The sequence below is a fragment of the Streptomyces sp. VRA16 Mangrove soil genome (assembly GCF_017377775.1).
GTDB lineage: Bacteria > Actinomycetota > Actinomycetes > Streptomycetales > Streptomycetaceae > Streptomyces.
This window is the reverse complement of sequence record NZ_JAFVLN010000002.1, coordinates 61,330-76,455: the sequence shown is the minus strand read 5'-3', so window position 1 is coordinate 76,455 and position 15,126 is coordinate 61,330. Positions and strand designations below refer to the sequence as shown.

The following is a 15,126-nucleotide window of genomic DNA, read 5'->3' as shown; positions in this document are numbered from 1 at the left end:
GCGCTTCGACTCACTTATGGACAGGCTCCCATCCGGAGTCATAGGGTCGGGATTCCGAAGGTTGAGATCCCGAACGGCCCCTGGCAACCCGCCGCAGTCGAAGCGCTTCGCGCCGGAGCGTTCCGTCCCCACGTCACGGCTCAGGAGAACGACATGGTCACGCTCGCCGAGGTCGCCCGGCATGCCGGAGTCTCCGCCAGCACCGTGAGCTACGTCCTCAGCGGCAAGCGGTCCATCTCCGCCGCCACCCGGGAGCGCGTCGAGAACAGCGTGCGCCAGCTCGGCTACCACCCCAACGCGGGAGCGCGGGCGCTCGCCAGCAGCAAGTCGAACATCATCGCCCTGATGGTGCCGCTGCGCACCGACATGTACGTCCCCGTGATGATGGAGATCGCGATGGCCGTCGCCACCGCGGCCCGCACCCACGGCTACGACATCCTGCTGCTCACCGGCGAGGAGGGCGCCCAGGCGGTGCGCCGCATAGAGGGCAGCGCGCTCGCCGACGCGATGATCCTGATGGATGTGGAGCTGGACGACGAGCGGCTGCCGCTGCTGCGGACCGCCTCCCGTCCCGCCGTCCTCATCGGCCTGCCGGCCGACACCACCGGGCTCAACTGCGTGGACCTCGACTTCGCGGCCGCGGGCGCCGCCTGCGCCCAGCACCTCGCCGACCTCGGACACCGCGAGATCGCCGTGATCGGTGAGGCGGCCGCCGTCTACGAGCGGCGCACCGGCTTCGCCGAGCGCACCCTGGCGGGGCTGCGCGAGCGCAGCTCCGCCCTGGGCCTCAGGCTGCTGCACCGCCCCTGCGAGGGTTCGTACGCATCGGTCTCGGCAACGTTGTCGAGGATCTTCGACGAGCGTCCCGGGACGACGGCGTTCGTCGTGCAGAACGAGGCCGCGACCGACCCGCTGCTGGCCCTGCTGCGCCAGTCGGGCCGCGCCGTCCCCGAGGACGTCTCGGTCGTCGCCGTCTGCCCCGACCAGGTCGCCGCGCACGCCTCCGTGCCGCTCACCTCGGTCGCGGTGCCCGCGCAGGAGATGGGGCGGCGCGCCGTCGAGCAGGTCATCGCGCAGATCGAGGGGCGCGGCTCGGACGAGGAAGTCGTGCTGCTCGCACCGGAGTTGACCGTGCGCGAGAGTGCGGCCCAGGCGCTCGCCGACGCCTGAGCCGCGCGATCCGCGGGTACGGATCAGCTGCTGGAGACGCTGTAGCTGTTCGTCACGAAGTCCAGACCGCCTGACGACGACGTGATCTCGTAGCCGAACTGGACGTCACCGATGGTCACATCACCGATGAGGCCCTTGGTGTTCTTCATCCACTTCAGGATGGAGAGGATGTCGACGGTGCCCGATGTGGAGTCCGACGTGCGCAGGAACGAGTACACGTTGTTGGACCCGTTCGAGCCCACGTACACGGTCCAGGTGTGGGCGCCGAGCGTGACATTGCCGATGGAGCCGCCCAGTGGGCCGACGGCGCCGTTGTAGTTGACCCACAGCATGATCTCGTTGGCGTAGTTCGTGTCCCAGATGTCGTACGACGTGTTGTACGCGCCGGACGACGGGACGGTGACGTTGTAGCTGCTGCTCAGGGACGACAGCGAGCTGATCGAGCGGCCGACGACCTTCTTCGCGTTCGGGTACGACTTGATGCCGCCGGTGTTGGGATGGTTCGCCCAGACGCCCCAGTTGGACGAGGAGTTGGCCCAGATCGTCTGGGCGCCCGCGCCGGAGCCCCAGATGTTGTTGTAGAGGACGTAGCCGTCCGAGGTGGTGTAGTTGCCCCACTGGTCGGACGACGACCAGACGAGCGCCTGCGCGGGCGACGCGGTCAGGGCGAGTGCCGCCCCGGCCGCGACGACCGAGCCGAGGACGGTGCGGCGGCTCAGCGATCTGTTCTGCGGTTCCTGTGCCATGGTGTCCCTTCCATGGTCGGTGGGGGGATAACTACCGCGTCCTCACGGTGAGTTCGCGGTCCTCGCCCGCGACCAGGCGCAGCTGCCTGTCGTCGCCGGCGGGGGTCGAGAGGCCGACGACCGCGTCCCGCCCCGGCCGGACGACGGCCGTGCAGACGCCGCCCTTCCAGGACAGGTCGACCGTCGCGCCGAACCGGGTGCGCAGGCCGCGCACGGCGCCGCGCCGCCAGGACACGGGCCGCGCGGGCAGCAGCACGAGCCGGTCGGGCGTCGACTGGAGCAGTGCCTCGACGAGCAGCGCGGGCAGGGTGTGCGCGGCGTCCGCGTTGTAGACGTCGCGGCGCGGATAGTGCGCGCTCATCAGTGAGGGGTGGAAGTAGTCGCCGGTCAGGACCTGGCGCAGCGCCTCGGCGACGCGGGGCGCGTCGCACAGCCGGGCCGCGATCAGGGCGTGGTGGAGGTGGCTGTGCGCCGAGTCGTTCTCGGCGCCGCGCAGCGCGAGCGCATGCTGCGCCGCCTTCGCCAGCTCCGGTGTCGCGTAGGGGGATATCTCATGGTGCGGCCATACCGGGTACAGGTGGCTGAGGTGCCGGTGGTCGTAGGTCTCCTCCAGGCCGGGCCACGCCCACTCGGCGAGCGCCCCGTCGTCGTTGATCCGGTAGTCGGGCAGCCGGTCGGCGAGCGCGTTCCAGCGGTCGCCGTCGGGGCCCGGGTGCCAGGCGGCCGCGGTGCGCAGGGCGTGCCGGGCCGCCGCGATGTCCATCGTGGCGTTCAGGGTGCCCCAGCTGGCGTTCGCCGGCCGGTTCTCCGGCGAGTAGGACGGCACGATCACGATCCGCCCGTCGGGCCCGGTCCTGGTGAGGAAGTCCTCGTAGAACAGGGCGAGTTCGGCGAGCCCGGACCCGAGCCAGAGCGGACGCTCGCCGCTCGCCTCGGCCTGTTCGACGAGCGGGGTGAGCAGCCAGTCGGCGCCCGCGGTCCACAGGTGCATCGGCCACTCCCGCTGGAAGTGGTAGGCGTGCCCCGACTCGCCGTCGGTGTGCGCGGGCGCCACGATGCCCCGCGCCCCGAAGATGTCCCGGGCGTTGTCCCGCCAGTGCGCCAACTGGGACTGGATCAGCGCGCCTTGGGCCTCGGTGACCTCCGGGAGCGCGCACGCGGTGGCGGACGCCGTCTGGAGGTTGACGTTGGCGTCGGTGGTGAACGCCCCGGACCAGGCCGTGTCCCACTCGCCGGTCCACAGGCCGGTCAGCCGCGGCGGCAGTGCTCCGGACGAGCTGAGCAGGTGGTAGCGGCCCGCCGCGAACAGCCGCTCAAGGAGGGCAGGACTGTCCGTACGCTGCACCAACTCGCTTCCGGACAAGGCCCGTTCGGTCGGGAGCGAGCCGAGGTCGAAGGTGACCCGCTCGTAGGCGGCCCGGTGCCGTGCCGTGTGCCGGTCGAGGAGTCTCGCGTACGTGCCCGCCGTGTCGTCGCCGTCCAGCAGCTCGGCGAGCGCGGTCGCCTCGGCGCCCGCGTCCAGCTCCCCGAGATGCCGGTGCACGCGGGTGAGCAGCAGGATCTCGTCGGCGCCCGTGACGCGGAGCCCGGTCGTGCCCACCGCCGTCCGGCCGCCGCGCACCAGTGCCACCGTCACGCCCGTGTACGCGAGATCGCTGTCCGGATACCGGCAGCGCAGCGTCAACTGAGCGCCGTACGACGTCAGTACGACGCCGCGCCCCACACCGAGCCCGCCCGGCACCCCGGTCAGCCGCGCGTCGAGCGACACCTCTCCGTCGAGCGCGGCCCCCGTGGCGTACTGCACCACGACGTCGTCGGCGCGCGAGACGAAGACCCGCCCCAGCCAGCCGCCGGCGCGCGCCACGCACTCGCCCGTCGCGAAGTCCACCCAGCGGCGGTAGTTGCGCCACACCACGCTGTCGCGCGCGAACCGCACCTGGAACCCGGGATGGAACGCCCGCACCCATCGGAGCGCCCGCCCGTCCGTGAACCGCTCCGACGCGGTGACATCACCGGCCAGCAACCGGTCCTGGAGCAGCGGCAGTTGCGCGGCGAGCTGCGGCGGCATCGGCTGCGGGCCGCCGTCCGGACGCACCAGCGCATGATGGGTGACGATCACCCGGTCGTCGTGCGGGTCACCGAACACAAGAGCACCATGACGGCCGTTCCCGCTCAGGAAGGCGTCCTCCCAGCGCGCGGCGGGCGCCGGTTCCCAGGTGCCGTGGGGATGCTCAGGCAGCACGGTCGCCCCCTCGGGCGGCGCGCAGCGCCACGACCCCGTAACGACCCAGGGGCACGGACCCGGAGTGCTCCGTGCCCGTCAGCAGATCGCGCAACGGCCCCTCGTCCGACGGGAGTTCGACGACAACGTCACCGGTGCCGTGGTGCAGCAGGAACAGCACGTCGCCGCGGCGTACGGCCTCCACACCTGCGGGGAGGCCGGACAGTGGAGGCCGTACGCCCGCCTCGGCGGCCACGTCCGCGAGCAGCGTGCGCAGAGCCGAAGGCTCGGGAAGGGTCGACAGATAGCGGGCGCTGCCACGGCGCAGCACGGCCGGGAGTCCGTCGAGCTCGCCGCCGCGATAGGCCGCCACCACCTCGGCGTCCGGCGCCGCGGTCAGCTCCTCCGACCACAGGGAACCGGTGAACTCCCCGCAGTCGACGGTCTGTCCGGGATCCAGCGGCCACCACTCGTGCACCGTGCGGATGCCGAACAGCTCGCGCAGCCGCGCGTCCATCCCGCCCGCCCGCACCCGGTCGTCGGAGTCGGCCACCCCGGAGAAGAACCCGCACACCACGGACCCGCCGCCGCGCGCGTACGCGAGCAGATTGTCCACGGCGGCGTCGCTCAGCAGATACAGCTGCGGCACGACCACGACCCGGTAGCCGGACAGATCGTGCTCGGGGTGGGCGAAGTCCGCGGTCAGCCCCGCCTCCCACAGCCCTCGGTGCCAGGTCCGCACCACGTCCTCGTACACGACGTGCGTGGACGGCCGGCCGTCCTGGCTCCCGGCCCACCAGGACTCCCAGTCGTGCAGGACGGCGACATCGGCCGTGACCCCCGTGCCCGCCACTTCCCCTTCCAGCAGGGCGAGTTCGGCGCCGATCCGCTTCACCTCGGCGAAGACACGACCCTCCTCGCCGGCGTGGTCGACCATCCCCGAGTGGAACTTCTCCGCACCCTGCCGGGACTGCCGCCACTGGAAGTAGCAGATGGCGTCCGCGCCCCGGGCCACCGACTGAAGGGACCACAGCCGGTTCAGGCCGTGTGGCTTGGGATGGTTCACGCCGCGCCAGTTCACGGGGCCCGCCGCCTGCTCCATGACCATCCAGGGCGCGCCACCGGCCTGGCCGCGCGTCATGTCGCCGATCATCGCGTTGTACTGCCCGCCCAGCGGGTCGCGCGGATCGGGGTACATGTCGACCGAGACGACATCCTCCTGCCGGGCCCACGTCCACGCGTCCTGACCGGTCCAGAACGGCATGAAGTTCGTCGTGACCGGGATGTGCGCGGGAGAGTGACGGCGCACGATGTCGCGTTCCGCGACGAAGCACTCCAACAGCGCGTCCGAGGTGAACCGGCGGAAGTCGAGCACCTGCGTGGGATTGCGCATGTACTGCGCGCGCCGCGGCGGGATCACGTCCTCCCACGTTTCGACGTGCTGGCTCCAGAAGGCCGTGCCCCAGGCCTCGTTGACCGCGTCCAGCGTCCGGTACCTGCGGCGCAGCCAGTCACGGAAGGCCCGTGCCGCCTCGTCGCCGTAGTCGAACGTGCAGTACTCGTTGTTGATGTGCCACATGCGCAGCGCCGGATGGTGCCCGTACCGCTGGGCGAGGTCCTCCGTGATCGCCGCGGCGAACCGCCGGTAGACGCTGCTGGAGTGCGCGAACTGCTGGCGCGACCCCCACCACACGGTCTGCCCGTTCTCGTCGCGCGGCAGCGTCTCGGGGTGCAGCCGGCCCAGCCACGGCGGCGGCGCCGAGGTCGGCGTCGCGAGGACGACGCCGATGCCGTGCGCGTGCATCAGGTCCATCAGCCGGTCCAGCCAGCCGAACTCCCGCGCTCCCGGCCGTGGTTCGAGCTTGGCCCACGAGAACACGCCGAGCGTCACCGAGGTGACCCCGGCCTCCTTCACCAGGCGGACGTCCTCGGTCCAGACCTCCTCGGGCCACTGCTCGGGGTTGTAGTCGCCGCCGAACAGGAGTCGTCCGTCGGGCGCGATCGGAATCCTTGGCCCGGTCATCCCTTCACCGCCCCCGTGAGCATGCCCTTCTTGAAGTGGCGCTGGACGAAGGGTGAGGCGACGGCGACGGGGATCAGGGCGAGGATCATGACGGCCATCTGCAGCCCGAGGGGGGAGAGACGCCCCGTGTGGACCGCTTCCTGGAGGCCGGTCGGCGCCTCGGTGTGCCGCACCACGAGCTGGATGAGGACGTTCTGCAGCGGCAGCATCCGCTGGTCACTGAGGTAGATGGAGGCGTTGAACCAGGCGCTCCAGTACCCGACCGCGTAGAACAGGGAGATGACGGCGAGCACCGCGCGGGACAGCGGTATCACGATCGTGAGGAGGATCCGCAGGTCCCCGGCCCCGTCGATGCGGGCCGACTCGGTGAGTTCGGGCGAGATGCCCATGAAGAAGGCCCGCAGGACCAGGATGTTGAAGACGCTCACCGCGCTCGGCAGGATCAGCGCGAGATAGGTGTCGGTCAGCCCGAGCGACTGCACCAGCAGATACGTCGGGATGAGACCCGCGCCGAAGAACATCGTCGCCATCAGCGTCACGAGGAAGTACCGGTGGCCGAGGCTGCCGCGCCGGGACAGTCCGTAGGCCGCGAGCACCGACACGGCCATCGAGAACAGCGTGCCGCACAGCGTCACACCGACCGAGACCATCATGGCCCGGCTGACCTGGCCGCCGCTGAGCAGCTCCTTGTAGTTGACGAAGGTGATGCCCTGCGGGATCACCACCAGGCCACCGACCCGGTCGATCACCGCCTTCGGGGAGAGGCTGGTGACGATGACGATCCACAGCGGGCCGAGCACACCGAGACAGCACAGGGTGAGGAACCCGCCCTTGAGGGTGAGCCCGGCCCTGCTCGGGGGCTCCTCCCACACGGGGCGCGGCGGCGCCTGGAGGCTACGGATCAACTGCGTGTTGAGACTCACTTCTGGTACACCCCTTGCTCGCCGAGCAGATGCGCGAACTTGTTCGCCGCCAGCACGAGACAGAGGCCGATGACGCCCTTGGCGAGGCCGACCGCGGCCGCGTAGCTGAAGTCGCCGTTCTGCAGGCCCATGCTCCACACGTACGTGTCGAGAACCTCGGCGGCGCCCGTGCCCACCGCGTCGCGCTGGAGCAGGAACTGCTCGAACCCGACCGAGAGCGCGTCGCCGACGCGGAGCACGAGGAGCAGCGCGATCACCGGGCGCAGCGCCGGCAGGGTCACGTGCCACATGCGGCGCCAGCGGCCCGCGCCGTCCATGGCGGCGGCCTCGTACAGATCGGTGGAGACGGCGGCGAGTGCGGCGAGGAACACGATGATCCCCCAGCCGGCGTCCTTCCACACGGCCTGCGCGGTGACCAGGAACTTGAAGAAGCTCGCGTTGGTCATCAGGTCGAAGCCGCCCCAGCCGTGGTCCTGGAGGGTCTGGGCGATGATGCCCGCCCCGCCGAAGACCTGCTGGAAGACGGTGACGACGAGCACCCACGAGAAGAAGTGCGGCAGATACATGATCGCCTGTGCCACGGCCCGCACCCGGGGCCGGATCACACTGTTGATGAGCAGCGCGAGGGCGATGGGAACCGGGAAGAACAGGACGAGTTGGAGGATGAAGAGCACGAGGGTGTTCTTGACCGCGCTCCAGAACGACGCGTCGTTCACCATGCGGCTGAACTGCTCCACGCCCACCCACGGACTGTGGAAGATCGCGGTGACGCCGTTGCTGGAGACATAGGGGTCGTAGTCCTGGAAGGCCACGACATTGCCGAGCAGCGGGACGTAGTTGAAGACGAGGACGAGGACGATGGCGGGCAGCGTCATGAGGATCAGCACCCGGTCGCGGCGCCAGCGACCCCGCCAGGGCACCTTGGTCTTCGCCCGCTTGTCGGGTGTGGTCTTCGCCGCGGCGAGTGCGGCGACCGGCTCCTCGACGGCCGCCGGGGGGCGCGTACCGTCGGGGCGGCTCCCGGCCGTGATGGACATCAGTTGCCGCTGCCGTTCTCGTCGAGGAGCTTCTTGTACCAGTCGCGCAGCTTGTCGCCCCCCGACGACTTCCAGGTGGAGATGGCCTGCTGCACATCGGACAGCGACTTGTGGCCGCGTGCGTAGTCCAGCTCCAGCTGCTCGAACGGAGTGGCGAGGTTGGCGTACCGGGACGGCTCGATGATGTTCATGCCGAACGTGGAGGTCTTCTTCAGGTTGGCGCCCTGCCGCTGCTGCCACTCGACCTGTTTGCGGGCGATGTCGGGCAGGTCGGGGTGCGCGGTGAAGGGGGCGGGCTGCGCCAGCATCGCCCAGGCGTTGAGGACCTCGGAGTTGCCGCGGTCGTTCTTGACCGGGACACCGTCCTTGACGGTGTAGTGGGTGCCCTCGACGCCGTAGTCGACGAGCATCCGCTCCTTGGTGCCGTAGGGGGCGGCCGAGAAGTTCGCTGCGGCGAGCGCGTTCTCGATGACCTCCTTGGAGGCACCCTTGCGGATGAACGACCAGATGGTGGCGGGCTGCTGGGCATACAGCACCGGCTTGCCGCCGTCGGGGCCGAAGATGTCGAGGGCACCCATCTCGAAGTCCGGGTTGGACTTGGCCTGTTCGGCGGTCTTGCCCCACCAGTCGGCGAGGTTGCCCTGGTAGACGAGCATCTGGCCGGCGGTGAACCGCTGGCCCGAGTCGCCCGTGCGCGCCTTCTCGTCGGGGTGGACGACACCGGCGTCGAACAGCTTGCGCATCCACTCCAGGGCCTCAAGGTACTCGGGCTGGTCGTACCGGCACGTCAGCTTGCCGTTGTCCCCGATGATCCAGCCGAGCGTTCCCGCGGGCAGGACGCTGAACATGCCCTGCGCGATCCACCACAGGTCGCCGCAGGCGTACACCTTCGCCTTGGGGTTGTTGGCTTCCTTGGCCCAGCTCAGGAGCTCGTCGGGGGACGTGGGCGGCTGCCAGCCCTTCTTGTCGAAGATGTCCTTGCGGTAGAAGGGCGCGTTGCCGGGGGCGCTGGCGGCGGGCATCGGGAGGCCGCGCAGCGCGCCGCCGAAGATGCTCATGCGCCAGGCGTCGGAGGGGATCGCGGCCAGGTTCGGGTACTTCTTCACCTTGTCGCCGGCCAGGTAGGGGCCGAGGTCCATGAACTTGGCCGAGACCGCGCTGGGAATCTTGCCGGTCAGCTCCCAGCTCGGCACGACGACCATGTCCGGTATGGAGCTGGAGGCGAGGACCGCGCCGAGCTTGTCGCCGTACTTCGTGCCGTCCTGGTTCTGCCAGGTGATCCTGGTTCCGGCGATCTTGTCGAGCTGGGTGTAGTAGGCACAGCCCGGCTTGGGCGGGGAGCCCCAGAACGGGGACATGATCTTGAAGGGGGTGCCGGTTCCCAGCTTCTGCGGCACCGAGGTCTTCAGTGCCGACAGGTCCACCTTCTGCGTGTAGCCGGCGGGCGAGCCGTTCTTCGCCGGGATGTCGGGCTGGACGAGCTGGCTGGCGGTGAACGCCGGCAGCATCTTCTGCGCGTTCTTGCCGGAGGTCGCACCCTCCCGGTCCTTGGTGTCGGACCCGCCGCACGCGGCGAGCAGCGGCATCCCCCCGGCCACGGCGGCTGCGGCGACCGCCGTGGAGGCGAGGAAACTTCTCCGGCTGGGAGTGGAGGGCGAGTTCGGCGTCATTGCAGGCAACCCTTCGAGGACAACACGGCCAGCGCGTCGCGCACATGTCGAAGCGCTTCGATGTGGCTGCGACATTAAGGGAGTGTTACCGCTGTCACAAGGCTGGTGCATTGAATTCCCGAACGGTCTTTCTGCGTAGCCCACTTGACACCTCGTGAGGTCAGTACAGAGCATCGAAGCGCTTCGAAAATGTCTGACCGCCAGGTGACCTCGTCGTCGACCTCTTCCGGTAAGGGATCCGCACGTGACCGAAAGACCCCCCAACGCCCCGCGTGTCGCAGCGCCCGAAGGCAAGCGCGTCGACGACCTCCTCGCCGGGCTCACGCTCGACGAACGCATCGCCCTGGTGCACCAGAACACCCCCGGCGTCGAACGGCTCGGCCTCGCCCCGTTCCGCACCGGGCAGGAGGCGCTGCACGGCGTCGCGTGGATGGGCCGGGCCACCGTCTTCCCGCAGGCGATCGGGCTCGGCGCCACCTGGAACGAGGACCTGGTGCGCAGGGTCGGCGACGCCGTCTCCGCCGAGGTGCGCGCCATGCGCGAGCACGACGACCGGATCGGCCTCAACGTGTGGGCGCCGACCGTGAACCTGCTGCGCCACCCGCTGTGGGGCCGCAACGAGGAGGGGTACTCCGAGGACCCGTACCTCACCGCCGCCATCGCCACCGCGTACACCCGCGGCCTGCGCGGCACCCACCCCACCTACTGGCGTACCGCGCCCGTCCTCAAGCACTGGCTCGCCCACAACAACGAGACCGGCCGCGACGTCACCTCGTCGTCCGTGCGCCCGCGCGTCCTGCACGAGTACGACCTCAAGGCGTTCCGCCGCCCGGTCGAGGAGGGCGCCGTCGCCGGCGTCATGCCCGCCTACAACCTCGTCAACGGCCGCCCCAACCACGTGTCCCCGTATCTGCGCGAGCACCTGAGGACCTGGACCGACCAGGAACTCCTGGTCTGCTCCGACGCGGGCGCGCCCAGCAACCTCGTCGACTCCGAGCACTACTTCGACACCCACGAGGAGGCGACCGCCGCCGCGCTGATCGCGGGCGTGGACAGCTTCACCGACCACGGCACCGACTCGACGAAGATCGTCGCCCGTGTGACCGCCGCCCTGGAACAGGGTCTCCTCTCCGAGAACGACATCGACACCGCGGTCCGCCGACAGCTCCAAGTCCGCGCCCGGCTCGGCGAGTTCGAGGACGTGGACCCCTTCGAGGACGTCCGGGACTTCGACACCGAGGCGCACCGCGCCCTCGCGCAGGAGACCGCCGAACAGGCCGTGGTCCTGCTCAAGAACGACGGCGTGCTGCCGCTCGCCGCCGACGGCGACACCCGGATCGCACTCGTCGGGCTGCTCGCCGACGAGTGCAAGACGGACTGGTACAGCGGCACCCTGATCCGCCGCTCCACCCCGCTCGACGGCCTCTACGAACGGTTCGGCACGGACCGGGTCACCTTCACCGAGGGCGTGGACCGGGTCAGGCTGCGCGGCGCCGAGGGCTGGCTGCACGTCCCCGAGGTCGCCGCCGACACCGAGGAGCACGGCGCCGAGGGCGCCCTCGACCCGGCGCTCCTCGCGGGCCGCACCGACCTCCCGCCGCTCACCACCGCCCCCGACGAGGCGGAGGGCACCGAACTCGCCCTGGTCGACTGGGGCAACGACGTCCTGACCCTGCGCGCCCCCGACGGACGCTATCTCTCCGTCGCCGAGGACGGGTACGTGCGGGCGTCCGCCGACCAGCCGGGCGGCTGGATCGTGCAGGAGACCTTCGCCCTGGAGACGCACGGCGGCGGACACCTCCTCAAGCACCTGGGTACAGGTCGGTACGTCTCTGTCGCCGCCGACGGCGTGAAGGTTGCCGATCACGGCACGGTCTTTTCCGTGGAGGTCGTGGAGCGCGGCGCGGACGCCGTGGCCCGTGCCGCGGCCGACGCGGACATCGTGGTCGTCGTCGCCGGCAACGACCCGCACATCAACGGCCGCGAGACCGAGGACCGCACGACCCTCGCGCTCCCCGCCCACCAGGACGGCCTGTGGCGGGCCGCGCACACCGCCAACCCGAACACCCTCCTGTGCCTGGTCTCCGCCTACCCGTACGCGGTCCCCGACGCCGATGCCGCGCTGCCCGCCCTGCTGTGGACCGCGCACGGCGGCCAGGCCGCGGGCCGCGCCCTGGCCAGGATCCTCGCGGGCGACGTCAGCCCGGCCGGACGGCTGCCGCAGACCTGGTACGCCTCCGACGCCGACCTGCCGGACCTGCTGGACTACGACGTGATCGGCTCGCGGCAGACGTACCTGTACTTCGAGGGCGCGCCGCTGTACCCGTTCGGGCACGGCCTGTCCTACAGCTCCTTCCGCTACGACGGGCTCTTCGTCAACCGCGGCGCCGAGACGCTGGAGTGCACCTTCACCGTCACCAACACCGGGGACCGCGCCGCCGACGAGGTGCCGCAGCTGTACGTCCGGGCCCTGGACACGGCCGTGCCCCGGCCGCGCCGCCAGCTCCTCGCGCACCGCCGCCTCACGCTCGCGCCGGGCGCCGCCGAGCGCGTCACGCTGAGCGTGCCGCTCGCCGAACTCGGCCACTGGGACGTCGCCCACGACCGGTGGAGCGTCACCTCGGGAACGTACGAAGTCCTCGTCGGCGCCTCCAGCGCGGACCTCCGCCTCATCACCCGGCTCACCGTCGAGGGGGACGAACCCGCACCCCGGCCGGTCCTCGCGCGCGGCCTCGACGCGGCGGCCTACGACGAGCAGTGCGGCACCGAGATCGTCGACCGCACCAGGACCCACGGCGACGCGGTCACGGCCGTGCCGGGCAGCCGCAGCGAACTGGTCTTCCGCGACTGCGACTTCGGCGCCGAGGGCGTCAGCGGCGTGCGCGTCGAGGTCGCGGGCGAGGGCACGCTGGAGGTCGGCGACGGGCGTCCGCTCACCGTCCCCGCAACCGGTGGCCCGTACAACTACGTCACACTGGACGCCGACTTCGCCGCCGCCGGCGTGGGTGACCTGCGCGTCCGACTCGACGGCCCGGTCCGGCTCGCCCGGCTCACCTTCGTCCCACGGGGGGCCTCCTTCAACGCAAATGAGGCTGATGCATGAAGTTCACCAACGGTTTCTGGCTGATGCGCGACGGAGTGCGGGCCTCGTACGCCACCGAGGTGCGTGACATCCGCAGCGCCGAGGACCGGTTCACCGCGTACGCCGCCGTACGGCACGTGCGCGACCGGGGCGACACCCTCAACCAGCCGCTGATCACGGTCGACTGCTTCTCGCCCGCCGAGGGCGTCATCGGCGTGCGCTTCACCCACCACGCGGGTACGCGCCACCGCGGCCCCGACTTCGAGCTCCAGCCCACCGAGGGCGGCAGCGGCGCCCGTGTCACCCACGACGGCACCGTCACCGAGCTGACGACCGGGCCGCTGAGCGTGCGCCTCGACACCGCGGGGGAGTGGGGGCTGGAGTTCCGCGACACGTCGACGGGGCGCCGTCTCACGGGAGTCGACCGCAAGGGCACCGCCTTCGCGACCACGGCCGACGGCGCCCACCACATGATCGCGCAGCTCTCCCTCGGCGTCGGCGAGCACATCTACGGGCTCGGCGAGCGCTTCACCCCGTTCGTCAAGAACGGCCAGACCGTCGACATCTGGCAGGCCGACGGCGGCACCAGCAGCGAACAGGCCTACAAGAACGTCCCGTTCCACCTGTCGTCGCGCGGCTACGGCGTCCTCGTCAACCACCCGGGCAAGGTCGCGTACGAGATCGGCTCGGAGTCCGTCGGGCAGCTGCAGTTCAGCGTCGAGGACCAGTCCGTCGAGTTCTACGTGGTGGCGGGGCCGACGCCGAAGGACGTGCTGCGCCGCTACACCGCGCTCACCGGCCGCCCGGCCCTGCCGCCCGCCTGGTCCTTCGGGCTGTGGCTGACGACGTCCTTCTGCACCGAGTACGACGAGGAGACCGTCACGTCCTTCGTCGACGGCATGGCCGAGCGGGACATCCCGCTGAGCGTCTTCCACTTCGACTGCTTCTGGATGCGCGAGTACCAGTGGTCGGACTTCACCTGGGACCCGGACGTCTTCCCCGACCCGGTGGGCATGGTGCGCCGGCTCAAGGAACGCGGCCTGCACATCAGCATGTGGATCAACCCGTACATCGCCCAGAAGTCGGCGCTCTTCGCCGAGGCCGCCGAGCAGGGCTTCCTCGTGCGCCGCCCCAACGGCGACGTGTGGCAGTGGGACCTGTGGCAGCCCGGCATGGCGCTCGTCGACTTCACCGACCCGGCCGCCCGCGAGTGGTACGCGGACAAGCTGCGCGGCCTGCTCGACCAGGGCGTCGACAGCTTCAAGACGGACTTCGGGGAGCGCGTACCCACCGACGTCGTCTGGCACGACGGCTCCGACCCGGAGCGCATGCACAACTACTACGCGCACCTCTACAACCGCACCGTCTTCGAACTCCTGGAGAAGGAGCGCGGCAACGGCGAGGCGCTCGTCTTCGCGCGGTCCGCGACCGTCGGCGGCCAGCAGTACCCGGTGCACTGGGGCGGAGACTGCTTCGCCTCGTTCGGCGCGATGGCCGAGTCGCTGCGCGGCGGTCTCTCCCTGTCCCTGTCGGGCTTCGGGTTCTGGTCGCACGACATCGGCGGCTTCGAGGGGACCCCCGACCCGGCGGTCTTCAAGCGCTGGCTCGCCTTCGGTCTGCTCTCCTCGCACAGCCGGCTGCACGGCAACGTCTCGTACCGCGTGCCATGGGAGTTCGGCGAGGAAGCCGTCGACGTGGCACGGCAGTTCACACTGCTCAAGCACCGTCTGATGCCGTACCTGTACGGCGCCGCGATCGAGACGCACGGCACCGGTGTGCCGATGATGCGCCCGATGGTCCTGGAGTTCCCGGACGACCCGACCTGCCGCACCCTCGACCGGCAGTACATGCTCGGCCCCGATCTGCTGGTGGCGCCCGTCTTCTCGGCCGAGGGCGACGTCGAGTACTACCTGCCCGAGGGCACGTGGGTGCATCTGCTCACCGGGGAGCGGGTGCAGGGCCCGGTGTGGCGCGCCGAGACGCACGGCTTCGACAGCCTGCCGCTGTACGTCCGGCCGGGCGCCGTCCTCCCGATGGGCGCCGACGACCAGCGGCCCGACGGCGACTGGCCCGACGGCCTCACGCTCCTGGTCACCCCGGACGCCGACGACGTGACGGTCACGGTGCCCGGACACGGCGCGCAGGAGGCGAGCCCGGCGGTCACGTACCGGGTGCGCAGGGACGCCGAGGGGACGGTCACGGTCGAGGCCGTCGGAACAGAACTCCCTTACGCGGTGAGGGAGGTGTAGCGACC

Annotated in this window: 9 protein-coding genes; 3 read left to right on the top strand and 6 right to left on the bottom strand. The window is 70.6% G+C overall.

What is annotated here, in order from left to right:
• The first annotated feature begins 153 nt into the window (after positions 1 to 153).
• Complete coding sequence (locus J3486_RS06300; protein WP_207819037.1) at positions 154 to 1,170, top strand: LacI family DNA-binding transcriptional regulator; 1,017 nt, start codon at positions 154 to 156, stop codon at positions 1,168 to 1,170.
• A gap of 23 nt (positions 1,171 to 1,193) precedes the next feature.
• On the opposite strand, the gene J3486_RS06295 is transcribed toward J3486_RS06300, so the two are convergent.
• The 6 genes from J3486_RS06295 to J3486_RS06270 are packed head-to-tail and all read right to left on the bottom strand — an operon-like array spanning position 1,194 to position 9,790.
• The gene (locus J3486_RS06295) at positions 1,194 to 1,889 is read right to left on the bottom strand and encodes a hypothetical protein (RefSeq protein WP_374194704.1); all 696 of its coding nucleotides are present in this window, start codon (positions 1,887 to 1,889) and stop codon (positions 1,194 to 1,196) included.
• 58 nt (positions 1,890 to 1,947) lie between these two features.
• Positions 1,948 to 4,158 (bottom strand): glycoside hydrolase N-terminal domain-containing protein, encoded by a 2,211-nt coding sequence (locus J3486_RS06290; protein WP_374194695.1) that lies wholly within the window; start codon positions 4,156 to 4,158, stop codon positions 1,948 to 1,950.
• The gene (locus J3486_RS06285; RefSeq protein WP_207819035.1) at positions 4,148 to 6,160 is read right to left on the bottom strand and encodes a beta-galactosidase; all 2,013 of its coding nucleotides are present in this window, start codon (positions 6,158 to 6,160) and stop codon (positions 4,148 to 4,150) included. The genes J3486_RS06290 and J3486_RS06285 overlap by 11 nt, the downstream gene beginning before the upstream one ends.
• Positions 6,157 to 7,083, bottom strand: coding sequence for a carbohydrate ABC transporter permease (locus J3486_RS06280; protein ID WP_207819034.1), 927 nt, complete (start codon positions 7,081 to 7,083; stop codon positions 6,157 to 6,159). Before J3486_RS06280 ends, J3486_RS06285 begins: the two co-directional genes overlap by 4 nt.
• Positions 7,080 to 8,120: a sugar ABC transporter permease gene (locus J3486_RS06275; protein ID WP_207819033.1), complete on the bottom strand. Its 1,041-nt coding sequence runs from the start codon at positions 8,118 to 8,120 to the stop codon at positions 7,080 to 7,082. The genes J3486_RS06280 and J3486_RS06275 overlap by 4 nt, the downstream gene beginning before the upstream one ends.
• Positions 8,120 to 9,790 (bottom strand): extracellular solute-binding protein, encoded by a 1,671-nt coding sequence (locus J3486_RS06270; RefSeq protein ID WP_207819032.1) that lies wholly within the window; start codon positions 9,788 to 9,790, stop codon positions 8,120 to 8,122. The genes J3486_RS06275 and J3486_RS06270 overlap by 1 nt, the downstream gene beginning before the upstream one ends.
• A 244-nt stretch (positions 9,791 to 10,034) precedes the next feature.
• On the opposite strand from J3486_RS06270, the gene J3486_RS06265 reads away from it, so the two are divergent.
• Complete coding sequence (locus J3486_RS06265; protein WP_207819031.1) at positions 10,035 to 12,893, top strand: glycoside hydrolase family 3 C-terminal domain-containing protein; 2,859 nt, start codon at positions 10,035 to 10,037, stop codon at positions 12,891 to 12,893.
• Positions 12,890 to 15,121: an alpha-xylosidase gene (yicI, locus tag J3486_RS06260; RefSeq protein WP_207819030.1), complete on the top strand. Its 2,232-nt coding sequence runs from the start codon at positions 12,890 to 12,892 to the stop codon at positions 15,119 to 15,121. Before J3486_RS06265 ends, yicI begins: the two co-directional genes overlap by 4 nt.
• The last annotated feature ends 5 nt before the right edge of the window (positions 15,122 to 15,126 follow it).

What these genes read in the sequence shown, in the direction of transcription:
- J3486_RS06300 (WP_207819037.1), top strand. Translation starts at nt 154, where the DNA reads ATGGTCACGCTCGCCGAGGTCGCCCGGCATGCCGGAGTCTCCGCCAGC.
- J3486_RS06285 (WP_207819035.1), bottom strand. Translation starts at nt 6,160, where the DNA reads ATGACCGGGCCAAGGATTCCGATCGCGCCCGACGGACGACTCCTGTTC.
- J3486_RS06270 (WP_207819032.1), bottom strand. Translation starts at nt 9,790, where the DNA reads ATGACGCCGAACTCGCCCTCCACTCCCAGCCGGAGAAGTTTCCTCGCC.
- yicI (WP_207819030.1), top strand. Translation starts at nt 12,890, where the DNA reads ATGAAGTTCACCAACGGTTTCTGGCTGATGCGCGACGGAGTGCGGGCC.
- J3486_RS06275 (WP_207819033.1), bottom strand. Translation starts at nt 8,120, where the DNA reads ATGTCCATCACGGCCGGGAGCCGCCCCGACGGTACGCGCCCCCCGGCG.